Origin of the sequence: Legionella erythra, from assembly GCF_001467615.1 — a bacterium.
GTDB classification, from domain to species: domain Bacteria; phylum Pseudomonadota; class Gammaproteobacteria; order Legionellales; family Legionellaceae; genus Legionella_C; species Legionella_C erythra.
This window is the reverse complement of record NZ_LNYA01000032.1, coordinates 1-16,762: the sequence shown is the minus strand read 5'-3', so window position 1 is coordinate 16,762 and position 16,762 is coordinate 1. Positions and strand designations below refer to the sequence as shown.

Genomic DNA, 16,762 nt, shown 5'->3' with positions numbered 1-16,762 from the left:
GTATGAGTTAACCATGAAATTAAACATCTTGTTATTATGCAACAAACCCCCCGTTGGGAATGATGCCAATACGATCATTGATCACATTGATGCATTTACCGATTATTCAAAACATCGCATTTGGCTGTTATCGAATCTGGGCGACTTGAGTCCCAAACTGGATTTGCAGAAATTTGATGCTATTATTATTCATTACTCCTTATGTATATTGAATAATAGTTACCTGTCCCAGCATGCGAAAGAAAGGCTGCGTCATTATCAGGGATTAAAAATTATTTTTGTCCAGGATGAATACCGACAGATCAATCATATGGTCAGCCAATTGCAGTATCTGGATGTAGATGTTCTGTTTACTTGCTTCCCTGAAGGTGAAATGGAGCGTATCTACAGGACAAGCGATTTACCCAAGGTATCGAAATACAATAACCTGACGGGTTATATTCCTGAGCGTCTTTTACAGTTTAAAGAGCAGCCGCCCATAAAAAACAGGCCTATCCATGCAGGATATCGAGCCAGACGTTTGTCTGCCTGGTTTGGCGAGTTAGCCTATGAGAAGTGGAATATTGTTGAAAAATGGCAAGAGCATACTGAAGGGAAAAACCTGATTTGTGATGTATCTTACCATGAACGCGATCGCCTCTATGGGCAGAAATGGATTGAATTTTTAAGCCGTTGCAAGGCCACTTTAGGGGTTGAAAGCGGCGCAAGCGTCATGGATTTTACTGGGGAGTTGGAAAAGGAGGTTGAGGCTTACGAGTTAACTCATCCTCATGCTTCATTTCAGGACGTGCAACAATTGTATTTGCGTGAACACGAAGGGCAATACAAGCTCAACCAGATTTCCCCACGCTGTTTTGAAGCGATTGCCTTAAAGACGGCTTTGATTTTATATGAAGGAGAATATTCCGGCGTATTAATTCCTGACAGGCATTACATCAGTCTTAAAAAAGACTTTAGTAACATTGGCGATGTTTTGCGCAAATTAAAAGATGACGATTATCTTCAGAATATGGTGAATAGAACCTATGACGAAATCGCTCTGGGTGGACAATACAGCTATCAATCCTTTATACGTCTCGTTGATGAGGTCATTGATAAAGAATTCAACCAACGCGATTACGTTCTCTCAGGCAGCTATTACCAACCCGATGAGTTTAGAAAAATTATACGGCATGTTCCTTTGAAGACCCGGCTGTTTAGGTTAGGTATGAAAACCTATCAACGACTGCCCTTGAGTATGCGTAAGGTAATTAAGGGCATTTTAAAACCACAAACGACCATTAAAATGCTTAAGAAAAAATATTATCAGTTTAAATGAATGGATTGCGGTCATGAATCAACCCCAGGTTTTATTTCTCGCTGACACCACGCACCCAGCGGGCGCTGTGCAGGATCATATTGCCGCTGTCACGTCCAGTAAGAAATTGCATTGGCATATCCTAAATCCACTGGTCTGTAAAACCATTGATAAGCTGGACTTATCGGTTTTTGATGCGATTGGCATCCATTACTCGATAAAGCCCTACACGCATTATTATCTCTCTGCCAGTTTAAAGAAAAGACTGATGGATTATCAGGGTACAAAATTTCTTTTTCTGCAGGATGAATACCAGAAGGTCAACGAAGTACAGGAGTACCTGTACCGTTTGCAATTTAATCTGCTTTTTACCCTGGTGAATCAATCCGTTATCGATATCGCTTACCCGGATCCCCGCTTAAAAAGCTTGAAAAAAACCACGGTGCTGACTGGCTATGTTCAAGAAGCGATGAAAACCTATCAATCACCCGATATTGCCGAACGGCCGCTCGATGTGTCCTACCGCGCAAGACGCTGTGATTATTGGTTGGGAAGTCTGGCTTATGAGAAACAATGGATAGCCGAACAATTTTGCCAGCGGGTAGCGGGTAGCCGCCTGCGGTTGGACATAAGCCTTGAAGAGTCCAATCGCGTTTATGGAGAGGCCTGGTTAACACTTCTTAAAAATTCCAAAGCGGTTCTGGGTACCGAAAGTGGTGCCAGCATATGGGATTTTGATGGGCGTGTTATAAAAAAAACCAATCATTATCTGCAAAAAAACAAACAGGCGAGTTTTTCTGAACTGTATGAGCAAGTATTAAAACCTTACGACGGCAAGATTCTTTATAATGCCATTTCACCCCGAGTATTTGAGGCTGCTGCCACCAGAACTGCGATGATTATGTTTCCAGGGTACTACAGCGGGGTTTGTGAAGCCGACAAGCACTATATTGTGCTCGAAAAGGATTTTTCCAATCTGGATGAGGTGTTGGCCCGCCTGCGGGATACTGCTTTTCTGCAGGGCATGGTCGATAAAACGTTTGATGATTTAATTTTATCAGACAAATACAGTCAGCATGTTTTTTCCAATTTAATTGCTGATGAATTGCTGATGCAGATAGAGCATCCACGACAGGGGCGGTTGGATGTTGTTCAGCAACAGTTTGAGAAATTGTCAAAACACCATTGGCTTAACGCCGTGAGACGAAGTACGACGGAATTAACATTCATTCTCATGAATTTCTTTAAACTTCTTGCTGATAACAAACACAGTCTTCCCGAACGTTTTAAGCTGCTTTTTAAAGGGGCTCATCGCTACCTGACTTATTTAAAGTCCAGACTCATCAAACAGTCCGGCTAAAATCTGACTTTTCTGTCAATTTTCCTGCCCGCCGGTTGCGGGCAACGAATTTGCTTCCCAACCGACAATGCGGAAATTTAAGCCGGAACAGCTAAACAGCTTCTCCTAAATAAGTTGTAACAGGCGCCGTTTAATGACTCGTAAGAGCGGGTTGAATATAACAACCCGTTGCGTGAGGAAAAATTTAAATTTTCGTAAAGTGGCACTTTGTGCGAACCGATTAATGAGCAAATGCAACGCCCGGCTGAGGATGGGTCGGATAGCTACCTTCCTTTTCACCTCCTCGAATGGATGTTCCGCAACAGGGAAGTCAAAAGCAGATAGCGACGTTTGTAAGTCATCGGGCTGGTAAGGTTGAGCGGCTTTTCTTTTATCTCGCTGTTTGAATTCGTTCGTGATGATGTCATCGAAACGCTGAATGAAGCTTGAATAATGGTATTGGCTATTGAGTGCAATGTCTTCATACGCCTTATTGGCCATCGCTTGCAGGTAAGCCGTATTTTTAATTTTGGCAATGACTTCCTGAATGTTGCTAAAATCTTTTTTAAGGGGGATATAATGCTGTCCGGCCGTTAAAATACCTGAATAGTCGCCTTCATATAAAACCAAGACTGTTTTTAAGGCAATCGCCTCAAAACAACGGGGTGAAATCTGATTGAGCTTGTACAGGCCCTCATGCTCCCGGAGATAGATTTTTTGAATTTTTTCAAATGAATCGTCAGGGTAAGTCGCTTGATGAAAGTCAACCAGTGTTTGCAACTGCCCCGTGAAATCCATGATGCTGGCACCACTTTCAACCCCTAACGTCGTTTTACAGGTAAGGAGGAATCTGACCCAGTTATCTCCATAAATTCTATCCTGCTCATAGTAAGAAATGTCCGTTTTAAGGCCGCTATTTTTTTCAGCCAACTGCTGCCATTGTTCCACAATATGCCATTTTTCATAACCTAATTGACCTAACCAATACGGTACTTTACGACTGCGGTAACCGACATCAATTTCACGTTGTGCTGTCAACGGGATACGGGCGGGTGGAAAATCAAGCAGTCTTTCAGGAATATAACCGGTTAAATTGCTGTATAGGGATAAAAAAGGTAGTTTGGATGGACAGTAAATTTTACTCATTTCCTCTGGAGGGAAACAGGTGAAAAGCACATCAATCTTTAAATAATCAATCTCAGAAACAATTTTATTGATTTGTCTGTACTCATCCTGGATGAACATGATTTTTAAACCGGTAAAATCACGCAGAAGAGCCTTTGACTGGGGAGAAATGTAATAATCATTCACCAGTGAAATGGAATAATGAATCATTATTGCATCAAATTGTTCCAATTGGATGCGGGGGGAAATATCACCAACATTCGAATAGGTAAAGACATGATGTTGGGAGTAATCTTCAAAAGCTGAAATGTGATCGATAATAGTATTTGCGTCAGTAGCTGACTTTGGTTTATTACACAAAAATAATATGTTTAGCTTCATAGTCTTATCCATCAAATTATCAAGCCAGGATTGAGGTTATTTTATCGCTTCGACATAAAGATCCAAGCCCAGATGTCGACACCATCGGGTGTTTAAATAATCAGCACGTGAACCCATTTTAATAATAGGAATATTCTTCCATCGGACTACATCATAATCGTCAAAATTTTCCCGAGTGACTTGCACGCTTGTGTAATCAGAAAAAATGGATTTTAATTCCTTCACTGAAAAAAATTCGGTTTCAGGCGCCGCCTTTTGACCGTCCACGGAGGCATCGTAGGCGTGACGCTGCGCGACGGTTACTTTTCTGGAGAGGTTTTTAAAGCCAGTCCATTGCTGTAAAAGATTACGTACAGTGGCTATAGGCCAACGCGTCCACTGCCGGAAGGAAAATTTATTATATACCATAATCACGGCTTTGCCGCCTGGCTTTAGTATGCGATGGGCCTGATCGACGCATTTCTGGACGCTGCCCGTATGGTGAAAGCAACCAATTGATACAACCAGGTCGAAATAATTATCCGGGAAAGGGCATTCCAACATGCTGCCTACTCGCACATCGCCCGCCAGCCCCACTTGTTGTAACCGGTGTCGTGCCATACCCGCTGCATTATTGGCGATATCAAGGCCATGATAGTCAGCCCCTGCTTCGGCCAAATACTGGGCCATCGTGCCATAACCCAGACCAACTTCCAACACTTTTTTACCTTTTATGCATACGGCAGGAAGGTATTTTTTGAGGTAGGGGTAAACTGTCAGATAATAATCATCAAAAATAGCCAGACTGGATGGGCTGGAGTCAACAACACCCAGGTATTGAGCCAGAGGGCTGCCACATAATTCATTCCAGTAGTTTTGATTTTGCCTGTCAATTTCGTCCTGAGTCATATTCGCTGACATGTTATTCCCTTACTGATTATTTATTGTATTTATATAACAGAGGTAAAGTAGCCTTTGATTTTCCTAAACCGTGACAAACCAAAAAAATACAATAAGGCTGCTATTCCTGAAACGTAAATTAAGCCATAAATTAAATGGTTGGGTATTGTATGATAGACCAGTGGCTGACGAAAGCCTTCTGTAAGAATATAAAATGGATTAAATTCAGAGGCGATTTGAATGGGTCTCGGCATGGATTCGACTGTGTAAAAAATAGGGGAAACGAATAAAATCATCATCAAAATATTAGGCAGAACAATGGCTAAATCCCTCAAAAAAACAGTCACGGCAGAAAGGAAAAAACCCAGTCCAAACATGAAAAAGTACATGATGGCGATGACCGGGATAACCATTAAGGCTTCCCAGGAAGGCCTATTATGATCCGCTATCATGATAAGGGTTAAGAAAACCAGACTCACCAGCAGGGGGATAATGGAAATCAGAACAGACGATATCGGTAAAATTTCGGTTTTAAACGCCATGTTTTTTACGATGCCAGTATTGGATACGATGGAATTGGCGGAATTAAGAAGCCCTTCGCTGATGGCAAGCCAGGGTCCATAGCCGCTGATTAACCAGACTACATAAGAAAGCGTCGTCGTTGCACCGGGTAACCGGGCGCGATAAACAAAGCCAAAAATAAAGGTAAAAATACTGAGCATGATGATGGGGTTAAGGATAGCCCAAATGCCACCCAGCGCGGAGGCCAGATACCGATCTTTAAGATTAATCCTAAAAAAATTATAAATCATTGAGTAATCAGTTCTATCGAATCCGAACATACCGGCGTTTCCTTATTAACTAAACTAATTTCTGCGGGGTAATGAAGCAGGGGACTACCACCGCTTGGCATGCAATTATTTTTAATTTCAAATAATCGAGTAAAATGATTACTGCAAACCGTGCCTTCATTGACCTGCAATTTCAATTGGTAATAACCCTTATTCAGTACCAGGGGATTTAATGACAATTCCAGTTGAAATTCGAGCTTTTTATCCGGTTCAATGCCGGTTAAATCAATGGTTTCCTGATAAACAATAATCCCGTCGATGCGCTCAATCACCATCGTAAGCGAGCCTTTACCAAAACGAAGCCGTTCAACCGTAATTTCCGTAAGAAAATGATCCTGGGTGTGAAAGATGGTTTGCGGATAATCGCTGCCGGCTAATCGGAAAATAACGTTTTTGATCTGATAGGTAGCCTCATGATTAACCTCGGATTGCTCAAAACGCGCATGATGCGTATCGGTATGCTCGTCCTCTTCCCGGATTTTTTTTAAGTAAGCCTGGGTCACGGCAGCCGGCACGTCATCCATAATAATGCGCCCTTTTTCCATCCACAGGCAGCGATTACACATGGATTCGATAGTTCCCATTGAATGGGAAACCAGGATGACGATTTTGCCCTTTGCGCAAATGTCCCTGATTTTGCGGGAGGCTTTTTGGGCAAAGAAAATATCACCAGCCGACAGGGCTTCATCGATGATTAAAATCTCGGGTTCGATTTCAACTAGCATGGAAAAGGCCAGCCTGGATTTCATGCCGGTGGAGTAAGTTTTTACTGGCTTGTCGATGAAGTGGCCCAACTCGGAAAATTCAATGATGTTATCCATAAGGGCATTCATCGACTCCCGTGATTTACCCTGGATTTCGCCATCAAGATAAATATTTTCTCTGCCGGTTAAATCTTCGCGTAAGCCAACCCCCAGGGTCATGACGGCGGTCACGTGACCTTCAATGATCAGATCGCCCATGGTTGGGCTTGCAATTCCGGCAATTAGTGAAAGCAGGGTCGATTTGCCAGCGCCATTGCGGCCGATGATGCCGATGGTTTCACCGGAACACAGACTTAAATTAATGTTATCCAGGGCAATTTTGTCATCTTTTCCTTCATGGGGTAATCCCGAGCCCACCTTGTGCAGATTATCACTCAGGCGTGAATAAAATATTTTGGACAGGTTTTTGATTTCAATGTGAGGCGTTGTCATGCTGCTTAATCCTTACCTGCGTACGCCAGGGTAAATGAACAGAGGCGTTGGCATTTTTGCCCTTAACCTGTAATGGAATACCGTTTCCATAAGTCCAGCTGCGGCTGTCCAGTTTGAGGTTATCAACAGCTGGATTGAGTGACTTTAAGAAAAGATTGAAATAATAGTCGCCTGCGGCAAGCGGGAGGTTGGGAATACGGATGGATACCGGATTGACCCCTTTACGGCAGGGAATTTCCACATACTCGTCATTCAGTAAAATAATTTCCCAGCCATGGCCGCCGCGAAACCGCTCAATGGAATAATTCACCGCAAGAGGGACAGGCTGTTTGAGTAAAATATCGAATGCCAGATGACAATCCTTGCCGCTTTGAGCAACATAGGGTGTTGACGACGGGATGATTTCGGCAAGCTCCCGGTTCGGTAAAGGCAGATCAAGGTATTTTTGCACGATGACATCGGCACGCCCACCGGTGACTATCCGACCCTGGTCCAGAATGTAGGCGTATTCGCACAGCTTAATGACGGCAGACCAGTCATGGGTAACTAAAATCCCTGATGCGCCATTGGAAAAGCGTTCCCGCAGGCGCTTCCAGCATTTTGCCTGAAAATGTTCATCACCGACGGATAAAAGTTCATCAACCAGGTAGATTTGATGCTGCAATTCGGTGGCCGTGGCAAAGTAAAGTCTTGCGGCCATACCGGACGAGTAGGAATAAATGGGTTTATGAAAATCCTTGCCTAACTCTGAAAAATCCTGAATATTTCTGACTAGTTGCTGGCGTTGGAATTTATTGATGCCATAAATGTCAAGAAAGCGATCCGCATAGGCATGGCCGGTAAGCCGGTTATTGCCCAGTCCTCCCATTTCAAACAGGCAGCTGGCTTCCCCTTTGATATGGATAACGCCGCTCGTCGGCGCATAGACGCCGCCTAAAATGCGTAATAAGGTGCTTTTACCTGCGCCATTACGTCCCAGAATGCCAACAAATTTTCCTTTGGGCACGTTGAGGCTTACATCAGAGAGAGCTTGAAATGCGGAGAAAGGAGTATTTTTATCGCGAAAAACGATACGCCAGTTCAAATGCTCATCGATAATATAAAATTCTTTGGATAAGTTTTCACAAGAGATAGCATATCCTTGGCCAGTGTTCATGCAGCGATACTCTCTTTGAAGAAAATTAACCTGGGTAGGTTGCAATAAGTTCCGTGATTGACACGGAATGATAATGTCTCATCGGGATGTTGTCCAGTTGTGTGTGGGAAATAACAACAGAGAATTGCCAATCTTATCTCAGGCATTTATTATCCGTGTTTTGATAAACATCAATGAGATACAGTATGGATTTGACTCTCAGGCTCAACCGGCAAGTACGATTGAGAATTTTCTTGGGACTTCTCATCAGTCTAATCAGCCCGGTTCTGGCGGGCAAGCCTGAGACGAAGCTTTATTGTCAATATAAAGACGCATTTAAACAGAATGCCTGCATGACGGAACATGCTGTGCAGGGCATTAATCATTCGTTAAGCGATAATCTGTCTAAAGATGACCTGGACATTTATCGTGCTTTGGAAGCGATGAATCTTGTTCAGACCCTCGCTGGATCAGGACGCTATAACTATCTGGCTTCAACCAGTCAGGGGGCTTTGGCTTTATCAATGAACGAGCAATCACAGATGCTAAAAAGAGGTTATGGCATTTGCGGCAACCACCAGGCGATGTTTTTAGAAATTATGAAGTTACTGAAAGTCGATGCGCGTCCTGTGGATTTTTACTACATTGACGATCAGGAACGCCCATGCAGTCATGCGGCAGCTGAGGTTAAAATAGCCAACAAGTGGCGTTATGTTGATATTACCTGGGGGAGTATCTGGGTAAAAGAGAAAAATAATTTATCCAGCCTTTTATCTCTCGAAGAAGTGCTTAACCACGAGGGACAGGTGATGTCCGGCATTAATAGCTGGTATCTGCATTTTAAATATACCCGCTTTGTCTATGATCCCCTGGAGTATTTACAGAGCAAGCATCTGCAGATCTTAAGAAACAAGGGCGGACTCCTCATGGTTCCCCTCATTAACAACCAGGTCAAACTGGATGGTCTACCAAGGTACATTGGCGCCAATTCCCTCGTAACCCCACCTTTGCGAATGAAATTTGAAAACCTGCCTTACCCAATGGAAGCGATAGTGGATATTCAGAGGCAGGGTGGGTTATGTAAAACATCTTTTTTAAAGACATCTTCCGGTGTCTATCCCGTCCAGATTGGCAAAACATTAATAAAAATAAGACCAGAAAGCGAGCTGGCTATTACAAAAGCTAATGAAATTTGTTATGGGGTGATACGCAACATTGAATTGATTCCTGACAGGGACACTAAAATAGCAGAGGCTCCGGTAGAATATGCGACGCTCAAATTCATCGCTTACTTAAACCAGCGTATTTACGGGAAAACCATGGGTTAATAAAGGCTAGCATGGTTTGACCAATGGAGAGGGGATTGCTATTATCCTTAGCCACTGATGCCTGCCTAAGTATTTAACAGCGATGTATCAGATTGTAAAAAAATAAATAAAGGAATAGGTACCTATGTGTGGTATAGCGGGAATATTTAATCTTAAGGCCGCTGCTGTAGAACAGCTTGAGAAAAAACTGCAGGTGATGAACAAGCTGATTGCCCATCGCGGGCCGGATGATGAAGGGATTTGGACGAATAAGCATAAAACCCTGGGATTGGCGCACCGTCGCCTAAGCATTATCGATTTGTCGCAACATGCTCACCAGCCCATGGTGGCCCCTACCGGTGACGTCATTGTATATAATGGCGAGATTTATAATCATGTCGAGTTAAGGCAGGCGCTTGCCGCCCACTGGACCTTTACTACCCGTTCCGATACGGAAGTGATTCTGGCGGCTTACAAGGTTTATGGCGTTGATTGCGTCAAGCATTTCAAAGGCATGTTTGCCTTTGCCATTTGGGATGGTGAAAAATTATTCTGCGCCCGCGATCATTTCGGCATCAAACCCTTTTATTACACCGAACAGGACCATGCATTTTACTTTGCTTCCGAAAGCAAAGCCTTATTGCCTTTCCTGCCGTCGATTAAAACGGAGCGGCAGTCTTTTGCGGAATATATTACTTTCCAATACCCCATGGGTAACCGCACGCTGTTCAAAGGGGTTCATCAGTTAGAGCCCGCTCATGCCATGGTGATCAGTGCTGAAGGGAAGAAGGTATGGCGTTTTTGGGATGTGCATTACCACATTGATTACGATCATACGCCCAAGTATTTTTACAATAAACTCGAAGAGATTCTCCATGAATCAGTCAAATTGCATACCCGGGCAGATGTCAACATCGGCGCTTATGTCAGTGGTGGGGTTGACTCAAGTTTAATTGGTATTTTAGCGACCCAACAAAAGGGCGAGGCCCTGCCTTTCTTCCATGGCCGTTTTCTTGAAGACAAGGCCTATGATGAAAGCGAATATGCGCAATACGCAGCGCAGCTCTGCGGCACCAAATTGCAGGTTCGCGACATCACCTCCCAGGATTTTGCCGACATGTTCCGTAAAATCATTTACCACCTTGATTTCCCGGTCGCAGGACCTGGCGTGTTCCCCCAATACATGGTCTCGGAAATGGCGTCCAGGCAGGTTAAAGTCGTGCTTGGCGGTCAGGGTGGGGACGAAATTTTTGGCGGTTATGCCCGTTACCTGATTGCCTATTTCGAGCAATGCATGAAGGCGGCCATTGAGGGCAATTACAAAAAAGGCAATTTCGTGGTGACGGCGGAATCCATTATTCCCAATCTCGAAGTGCTGAATGCTTATAAACCCCTGCTTAAGCGTTTTTGGAGCCATGGGCTGTTTGAGCCTCTGGAAAAGCGTTACTTTACCCTGGTGGACCGTGGCATGGACCTTGATGGCGAGGTGACGTTGACTGCGGCCGAAAGAGGACACGTTTACAATAAATTCATTGAAGTATTCAATGCGGCAAAATTCGAAAAGGCAGAATCCTATTTCGACAGCATGACGCATTTTGATTTCAAATGCCTGCTGCCAAGCCTGCTGCATGTTGAAGATCGGGTCAGCATGGCTCATGGTCTCGAGGCACGCGTGCCTTTCCTGTATTATCCCTTGATTGAGTTTGCAGCGACTGTTCCCGCGAATGTAAAATTTGCCGATGGCCGCATGAAACATATGTTAAAGCAGACTTTTGCCAATGTTCTGCCCAAGCAAATATTAAATCGTAAAGACAAAATGGGCTTTCCGGTTCCCTTAAACGAATGGATTCGCGGCGATTTGAAAGAGTTTGTTTTTGATATCCTGCACACCGGGTTGTCAAGGAAAGACAATTTTATTGATTACCAGCGAATTATTAATACCATTGACGATTCCGGCAAATTCAGCCGTAAAGTCTGGGGCTTTTTATGCTACGAAATGTGGCATCAGGTCTTCCATGATCAAGCCCATACTTATCGTGCCATGCTGAATCACAATAATGAATACGCAACCATAGGAGAAAAGTGAATGAGAGTGTTAATTACAGGAGGATCCGGTTTTGTCGGATCGCATTTGGCAGACAGATTATTAGCCAGAAATGACGAAGTATTGGTTATCGATAACTTTTCTACCGGTCGCCGCGACAATTTAAAACCTCACCGCAACCTGCAGACGATTGAGCAAACCATTGCTGACACCGCAGCCATGGAACGGATTTTTACCGAATTCAAACCGGATGTTGTTGTGCATGCAGCGGCTTCCTACAAAGATCCAGACAACTGGGTTGAAGATTGTAAAACCAACGTGTTGGGTACGATTAACGTTATCAATGCCACCAAGAAAGCGGGCTGTAAGCGTATTGTTTATTTCCAGACTGCACTTTGCTATGGCTTAAATCCCAAAGAGCAACCGGTTTCACTGGATCATCATTTCGATGCGCGCGGCAGCAGTTACGCCATCAGCAAGACAGCCGCTGAACATTATGTTGAATTGTCTGGCTTAAGCTTTGTTTCCTTCCGCTTAGCCAATGCGTACGGCCCCAGAAACATCAGTGGTCCGCTACCAACTTTCTACCATCGCCTGACATCCGGCAAGGCGTGCTTTGTGATGGATACCCGCCGTGACTTCGTGTTTATCAACGATTTAGTGGATTGCGTAGAACGTGCAGTGGATGGCCAAGGTCAGGGTTACTACCACATTTCTTCTGGCAGCGATTACTCCATCAAAGAATTGTTCGATGCGACATTAGCTGCGCTCAACATCAAACTGGATAAAGAAGTGGAAGTGCGTCCCCGTCACCCAGACGATGCCTTCACCATCCTGCTTGACCCATCCCGAACCAACAAGGATTTCTCCTGGAAAACATCGACCCCGTTGGTCAATGGTGTTAAAGCCGCAATTGATTATTATAAAGAATACGGCATTGAACAAACCTTTACCCATCTGCGTTCTGAAGAAACAGAGCCAGCGTAAAGGCTTAGGGATGAGAAAGAGCAGGCTTAGCCTGCTCTTTTTTTGAGAAAAAGCATTGAGGATGAACATCATGACCAGTTTTTCTGGAAAAAAAATACTTGTTGTCGGCGGGGCAGGCTTCGTAGGCAGTAACTTAACCAATAAATTGCTTGCTTCTGATGCCAGCAAAGTCATTGTGGTTGATAATCTTTTATCGGCTGATATTACCCGAGTCGCCACCCACCCTAATCTGGAATTTATTCACGCATCCATTACTGACGATGCGGTTTTGTATCGTTTGCCTGAGGATTTGGACTACGTTTTCCATTTAGCCACTTATCATGGTAACCAGAGTTCCATTGAAGATCCTTTGAAAGATCATGAAAACAATACGCTGACCACATTAAAACTGTTTGATCGCATCAGCAAATTCAAGTCACTTAAAAAGGTGGTTTATTCCTCTGCCGGTTGCGTTGTGGCCAAGAAAACATTTGACTACGCAGAGGCTACTGTGGAGCAGGAAGATGTTTCTCTGTACCTCGATAGCCCCTACCAAATGTCAAAAATATTTGGCGAATTTTACGGCAACTATTATTTCATGCGTTATAACATGCCGTTTGTCAAAGCCCGTTTTCAAAACGTGTATGGGCCGGGTGAAATTTTAGGTGCTGGCCAATGGCGGGGCAATGCCAATACTATTTGGCGTAATGTAACGCCTACTTTCATTTTCAAAGCCCTGCACAATCAGGCTTTGCCATTGGACAACGGCGGTATTGCTACCCGTGACTTTATTTACGTGGATGACATTGTTGATGGCTTGATTGCCTGTGCGTTAAAAGGCAAGGAGGGCGGTGTTTACAATATTGCTTCGGGTGTGGAAACGTCGATCCTTGAATTGGCAACCATGATAAATGAAATCACGGGCAATCAAGCAGCCCTTGATAAACTCCCGCCAAGGAACTGGGATCGCTCCGGCAAGCGTCATGGGGATACCAGCAAATCAGAGCGTGAACTTGGCTTTAAAGCCCAGGTCTCACTGCCGGAAGGATTGCAGCGAACCATTGACTGGACTAAAGAGCACTTAAAGACCATTAAACAATGCATGGGCAAACATGTTCGCTATGTGCCTGATGTAAAGCCGTTTCTGGAATGAATGCCCAGATCATGGTTTGAGGTCAACCAAAGCGACTTCGCGATATGAATAGTTGCCCGCCTGCGCGGGCACGACAAATTATTTTTTTCTTAAAGACTGCGAAATAATTGACCATTAATTTGTCATTATGATAATATTATTTTCATTTGTTCGTTAGAATCATTATGCAAACCAAATCAGAATTTCCAGGCATTGCGGACACTGCATTGTATACAGCGCGGTTAATAATCCATGGTACTCAGATTGCCAGGCACACCCTTTTTCCTTCTCAGGAGGAGGCTCAGGTTACGACGCTCATGCAGCGTGCGCAAGTGCAAATAGAAAAACGCGCTGTCGATATGGCTAATGATTTGGCATCGATTGTGCTAAATAGATAAGGTTATAGCGTTTATTACTCCGCGAAACAATACTGCTTGGCACTTTCAACCCCGGGCTGATCAAAGGGATTAATATCCCAAATCACACTCTGAGTGTAAATTTTATGTTCATACAGAGCAATAAGCTCACCAATGGCAAAGGGAGAACAAGCCTCCAACGTTATTCTGGTGAGCGGCACATTGCCTGGAATGGCTGCATGGGGGCTGGTGTCTGATTCGACCCCTTGCGTCAGAACGGTCACTTTCATGTCGCAGCTTTGATTAATTAATTCCCCGTCATTCTCTTTTATAGTCAGGGCATCAATCGCCACGCGATGGGTTCCCTGGCAGAGCAACTGAAAATAGCTGTGTTGCGCCTGATTACCCAAGCCGCCCCAAACAATCGGGCCGGTGTGATAGTTCACTCGTTCCCCGGCGTGATTGATGGATTTGCCGTTGCTTTCCATGTCCAGTTGTTGGATGTAATGGGGGAAATAGGCAAGGCGTTGAGAATAAGTCAGCAGCAACAAATTATTGATGTCTAGAAAATTAATGTTCCAAATCCCGGCCAAGGCGAGAAGGACGGGCATGTTTTGACTAAAATCTGTATGTAAGAAGTGCTGGTCCATGCTGAATGCGCCAGCAAGAATGTCAATAAAATGTTCATATCCAATGGCGATCATGGTTATAAGATTAATGGCTGAGCACAGAGAGTAGCGTCCCCCCACCCAGTTCCAGATAGGCAGGGTGTGATTGAAGCCTAAGGTTTTGGTCTTGGGAATATTGGCCGTTACAGCGATAAAATGCTTATCCATGCGCGAACGATCGCCAATCCAGGCGATGGCTTTATTGGTATTGTAAAGGGTTTCGCGGGTCGTAAAGGATTTTGATGAAATGATGAATAGGGTGGTTTCTGGATCGAGCTGGGCGACGACTGAATCAAACGACAGGGGATCCACGTCGGAAATAAAATGGTAACGCAAATGCCGTGCAGTATAAGGTTTTAACGCATCGATACAAAATTGCGGACCTAAATCCGAACCGCCAATCCCGATATTGACAATGTCTTTAATCGCTTTACCGCTAAACCCCAGCCACTTGCCTTGACGAATGGTTTCTGCATACTGCCGGGATTGTTCTCTGGCTTCATGAATGTCGTTGAGGATATTACGGCCATCGACAATAACCGGGTCATCCTGCAATTGCCGCAGCGCCGTATGCAGGGCAGGTTTGTTTTCACTTCGATTGACTTTGTCGCCCTGCACCAGTTGCTGAATGTGTTCGCGTAGTTTTCGCGCTTCTGCCAATTCAAGCAAACCTTGTAAAATAGGCTGATTAATCCGTTGATTGGTTAAATCCAGGGTAATCAAGCGATTGGAGACGATCAATTCCTGGTGGCGGTTGGGATGAATTTTTTTCAGCTCAGGTATTGACGTCTGGTGGATGGATTTCACCTGATTTTGTAAATTAATCCATGCATTTAATTTTGTTAGTTGCATCATGCTGTTATAATTATTTTTTTATAAAAATACCATTGTTGGCAATGGAATGAAAATGAAATTTTTTAATCAGGACACGCAATGATTCCAATGGCTTCTTATGGTTTTCTTCTTATTCTTTCCTGCGCGTCAACCGGCCTTGTTCGGCGCTATGCTTTAACCACCAATCTCCTGGATATTCCTAATGCACGAAGTTCGCATACCATACCAACTCCGCGTGGCGGCGGTATTGCTTTTGTGATTTGCTTTCTCGCGGCCATCGGATTCGTTCTGATTAAGCAGCGGATCACCCCGTCAATGGGTTTTATTTTCATGGGGCCGGGACTTCTGGTTGCTGTGTTGGGTTTTCTTGATGATAGATACCAGCTGCCGGCAGTGTATCGTCTTATTGGTCATTTTGCCCTGGCAGTTGGTGCGGTTTTATTATTAGATAATTTTACAAATCTTCCTCTTTTTTCATCGCATCGGGAGTGGCTTTGGACAGGGCAGATCCTCGCTGTTTTTTATTTGGTATGGGGATTGAATTTATTTAATTTCATGGATGGCATTGACGGTTTGGCTGCGGCCGAAACGGTTTGTATTTGTATAGGCGGCAGCCTGTTGTATTTTTTACAGGGAAATAGAGAGTTATTAGCGCTTCCCTTGTTACTGGCGGCGGCGGTAGGGGGATTTTTAATCTGGAATTTCCCCCCAGCCCGTATCTTTATGGGCGATGCCGGCAGCGGCTTTCTTGGTTTTTCCGTGAGTATTCTTTCCCTTCAGGCGGCTATGGTTCAGGAGCGGCTATTCTGGTGCTGGTTTATTCTGGCTGGAGTTTTTTTCACCGATGCGACGTTAACGCTTATCCGGCGTGGGTTGCGGGGGGCTCGTTTATTGGAGGCGCATCGTACTCACGCGTATCAACACGCCGTGCAATATTATGGTAAGCATTGGCCGATTACCGTGGGTGTTATCCTCATTAACCTGTTTTGGTTGCTCCCTATTGCCGTTATGCTTGAGAAAGGATTCATGGGCATTATACCCAGTTTGGCCCTGGCTTACTTGCCTCTTGCGGCCTTGGCATTCAAATTTAATGCGGGAAAAGAGGCGGTTGATGCTGCATGCTGAATAAAAAGGAAAAGCTTAGTGCATAATGTTGACATGCCTTGACCTGCGGTTTTTACCAGGGCTAACGCACCTGATTTTTAAAACGCTGTAAGAAAAAGATCAAGTGGGTGCAAGAAAAAGATCAGGG

14 protein-coding genes are annotated in these 16,762 nt (G+C 44.3%); 8 read left to right on the top strand and 6 right to left on the bottom strand.

Annotated elements, in window-relative coordinates; genetic code table 11:
* The first annotated feature begins 13 nt into the window (after positions 1–13).
* Positions 14–1,318 (top strand): hypothetical protein, encoded by a 1,305-nt coding sequence (locus Lery_RS09995; protein WP_058527123.1) that lies wholly within the window; start codon positions 14–16, stop codon positions 1,316–1,318.
* A gap of 13 nt (positions 1,319–1,331) precedes the next feature.
* A complete protein-coding gene (locus Lery_RS09990; RefSeq protein ID WP_058527122.1) occupies positions 1,332–2,657 on the top strand; it encodes a hypothetical protein in 1,326 nt (441 codons plus the stop codon).
* A gap of 105 nt (positions 2,658–2,762) precedes the next feature.
* On the opposite strand, the gene Lery_RS09985 is transcribed toward Lery_RS09990, so the two are convergent.
* From Lery_RS09985 to Lery_RS09965, 5 genes are read right to left on the bottom strand one after another with little or no spacing between them, the layout of a single operon-like run.
* Positions 2,763–4,142, bottom strand: a complete 1,380-nt coding sequence (locus tag Lery_RS09985) for a hypothetical protein (RefSeq protein WP_058527121.1) — start codon at positions 4,140–4,142, stop codon at positions 2,763–2,765.
* Positions 4,143–4,178: 36 nt separating this feature from the next.
* Positions 4,179–5,042 (bottom strand): class I SAM-dependent methyltransferase, encoded by an 864-nt coding sequence (locus tag Lery_RS09980; RefSeq protein ID WP_058527120.1) that lies wholly within the window; start codon positions 5,040–5,042, stop codon positions 4,179–4,181.
* Between the two features lie 29 nt (positions 5,043–5,071).
* Positions 5,072–5,833: an ABC transporter permease gene (locus Lery_RS09975; protein ID WP_202814036.1), complete on the bottom strand. Its 762-nt coding sequence runs from the start codon at positions 5,831–5,833 to the stop codon at positions 5,072–5,074.
* Positions 5,830–7,068 (bottom strand): ABC transporter ATP-binding protein, encoded by a 1,239-nt coding sequence (locus tag Lery_RS09970; protein ID WP_058527118.1) that lies wholly within the window; start codon positions 7,066–7,068, stop codon positions 5,830–5,832. Before Lery_RS09970 ends, Lery_RS09975 begins: the two co-directional genes overlap by 4 nt.
* A complete protein-coding gene (locus tag Lery_RS09965) occupies positions 7,049–8,224 on the bottom strand; it encodes an ABC transporter ATP-binding protein (protein WP_058527117.1) in 1,176 nt (391 codons plus the stop codon). Before Lery_RS09965 ends, Lery_RS09970 begins: the two co-directional genes overlap by 20 nt.
* A gap of 185 nt (positions 8,225–8,409) precedes the next feature.
* Here Lery_RS09965 and Lery_RS09960 point away from each other — a divergent pair, with 185 nt between their 5' ends.
* The 5 genes from Lery_RS09960 (at position 8,410) to Lery_RS09940 (ending at position 14,050) form a co-directional block, all read left to right on the top strand.
* Positions 8,410–9,531: a transglutaminase-like domain-containing protein gene (locus Lery_RS09960; protein ID WP_058527116.1), complete on the top strand. Its 1,122-nt coding sequence runs from the start codon at positions 8,410–8,412 to the stop codon at positions 9,529–9,531.
* A 124-nt stretch (positions 9,532–9,655) separates the two neighbouring features.
* Positions 9,656–11,596: an asparagine synthase (glutamine-hydrolyzing) gene (asnB, locus tag Lery_RS09955; RefSeq protein ID WP_058527115.1), complete on the top strand. Its 1,941-nt coding sequence runs from the start codon at positions 9,656–9,658 to the stop codon at positions 11,594–11,596.
* The gene (locus tag Lery_RS09950; RefSeq protein ID WP_058527114.1) at positions 11,597–12,541 is read left to right on the top strand and encodes an NAD-dependent epimerase/dehydratase family protein; all 945 of its coding nucleotides are present in this window, start codon (positions 11,597–11,599) and stop codon (positions 12,539–12,541) included.
* Positions 12,542–12,611: 70 nt separating this feature from the next.
* Positions 12,612–13,673: an NAD-dependent epimerase/dehydratase family protein gene (locus tag Lery_RS09945; protein ID WP_058527268.1), complete on the top strand. Its 1,062-nt coding sequence runs from the start codon at positions 12,612–12,614 to the stop codon at positions 13,671–13,673.
* Between the two features lie 164 nt (positions 13,674–13,837).
* Complete coding sequence (locus tag Lery_RS09940) at positions 13,838–14,050, top strand: hypothetical protein (protein WP_058527113.1); 213 nt, start codon at positions 13,838–13,840, stop codon at positions 14,048–14,050.
* Between the two features lie 14 nt (positions 14,051–14,064).
* Here Lery_RS09940 and pgi read toward each other — a convergent pair whose 3' ends face one another.
* Positions 14,065–15,531 (bottom strand): glucose-6-phosphate isomerase, encoded by a 1,467-nt coding sequence (pgi, locus tag Lery_RS09935; protein WP_058527112.1) that lies wholly within the window; start codon positions 15,529–15,531, stop codon positions 14,065–14,067.
* Positions 15,532–15,609: 78 nt separating this feature from the next.
* Here pgi and Lery_RS09930 point away from each other — a divergent pair, with 78 nt between their 5' ends.
* A complete protein-coding gene (locus Lery_RS09930) occupies positions 15,610–16,635 on the top strand; it encodes an MraY family glycosyltransferase (RefSeq protein WP_237759207.1) in 1,026 nt (341 codons plus the stop codon).
* The last annotated feature ends 127 nt before the right edge of the window (positions 16,636–16,762 follow it).

Bases quoted from the DNA above. Each gene is read 5' to 3' on its own strand.
- Lery_RS09940 (WP_058527113.1), top strand. From the start codon at position 13,838: ATGCAAACCAAATCAGAATTTCCAGGCATTGCGGACACTGCATTGTAT.
- Lery_RS09995 (WP_058527123.1), top strand. From the start codon at position 14: ATGAAATTAAACATCTTGTTATTATGCAACAAACCCCCCGTTGGGAAT.
- Lery_RS09930 (WP_237759207.1), top strand. From the start codon at position 15,610: ATGATTCCAATGGCTTCTTATGGTTTTCTTCTTATTCTTTCCTGCGCG.
- pgi (WP_058527112.1), bottom strand. From the start codon at position 15,531: ATGATGCAACTAACAAAATTAAATGCATGGATTAATTTACAAAATCAG.
- Lery_RS09990 (WP_058527122.1), top strand. From the start codon at position 1,332: ATGAATCAACCCCAGGTTTTATTTCTCGCTGACACCACGCACCCAGCG.
- Lery_RS09965 (WP_058527117.1), bottom strand. From the start codon at position 8,224: ATGAACACTGGCCAAGGATATGCTATCTCTTGTGAAAACTTATCCAAA.
- Lery_RS09980 (WP_058527120.1), bottom strand. From the start codon at position 5,042: ATGTCAGCGAATATGACTCAGGACGAAATTGACAGGCAAAATCAAAAC.
- Lery_RS09960 (WP_058527116.1), top strand. From the start codon at position 8,410: ATGGATTTGACTCTCAGGCTCAACCGGCAAGTACGATTGAGAATTTTC.
- asnB (WP_058527115.1), top strand. From the start codon at position 9,656: ATGTGTGGTATAGCGGGAATATTTAATCTTAAGGCCGCTGCTGTAGAA.
- Lery_RS09970 (WP_058527118.1), bottom strand. From the start codon at position 7,068: ATGACAACGCCTCACATTGAAATCAAAAACCTGTCCAAAATATTTTAT.
- Lery_RS09975 (WP_202814036.1), bottom strand. From the start codon at position 5,833: ATGATTTATAATTTTTTTAGGATTAATCTTAAAGATCGGTATCTGGCC.
- Lery_RS09950 (WP_058527114.1), top strand. From the start codon at position 11,597: ATGAGAGTGTTAATTACAGGAGGATCCGGTTTTGTCGGATCGCATTTG.
- Lery_RS09945 (WP_058527268.1), top strand. From the start codon at position 12,612: ATGACCAGTTTTTCTGGAAAAAAAATACTTGTTGTCGGCGGGGCAGGC.
- Lery_RS09985 (WP_058527121.1), bottom strand. From the start codon at position 4,142: ATGAAGCTAAACATATTATTTTTGTGTAATAAACCAAAGTCAGCTACT.